Source organism: Bariatricus sp. HCP28S3_A7 (assembly GCF_052066375.1).
GTDB lineage: Bacteria > Bacillota > Clostridia > Lachnospirales > Lachnospiraceae > Allocoprococcus.
This window is the reverse complement of sequence record NZ_JBQHSG010000087.1, coordinates 1-845: the sequence shown is the minus strand read 5'-3', so window position 1 is coordinate 845 and position 845 is coordinate 1. Positions and strand designations below refer to the sequence as shown.

At 39.9% G+C, this 845-nt stretch carries 1 pseudogene; it reads right to left on the bottom strand.

Going from position 1 to position 845, the window contains the following annotated elements:
- Positions 1 to 252: 252 nt before the first annotated feature.
- Positions 253 to 749, bottom strand: a pseudogene (locus ACTNA4_RS16095) (transposase); the annotation flags it as partial.
- Between the last annotated feature and the right edge of the window lie 96 nt (positions 750 to 845).

Below are 845 nucleotides of genomic sequence, written 5' to 3'. Positions count from 1 at the left end.
TTTCTCGACAATTCCATTATACCAAACGGAATGTATTTATGCCTTTTTTATTGGCTGAAATATTGAATTTTCAAGGTTCAGCACACCTTAGAGGTGTGGGAAGTTTTAGTTGGTAATTTATGAAATGTTAGCGAATTAGCAAAAGAGGAAACTAGTGTGAAAGAAAGTAGAGGAAAGCCATAAATTGGCGCACTTGAATAAGCTGTCTAAGGCAAGCAACTTTTTGAAGTGTTATAGAGTTAGGAAATCAGATCAAGAAGCTAATGGTTCATCAGGAGGAAGTCCTTTGCCTTTTGTTTTTCAAGCAGAGGTGCAGGCATATCGATTTTGTAAAAACCGCTCGGATTCCACTGCTCGCCAGTAGACAGCATCTGGTAGATGGCGGTAAGAATCATACGGGCAATAGCGATAATGGCTCTTTTCTTGCCACGACGTTTAACAAGTGATTCATATTTCTTTTTGTAGTAAGAAGATTTGTCAGATTTTACGGCTGCATGAGCACACTGTACTAATGCAGGTTTGAGGTAGACTCCGGCACCTGTAATCCGAACAGATTTCTTCTTACCAGCAGATTCATTGCTGCCTGGTGTAAGACCAGCCCAGCAACATAAGCGTTTGGAACTTGAGAACTGAGACATATCAGTACCGATTTCGGAGATGATAGTGATTGCACTATCATCTCCGAAATCGGTACAGAGAATCTGGACAGCATTTTCAAAATCAGGATTAGAAGAAAGTAAGCGCCAAATATTCCTGCGGATTTCCTGATCCTCAAGTTTTGCCTATAATTGTAGTCGATAGATATTTAGACTATTTCACTACAATTATGGAGGATAGGTTATGGC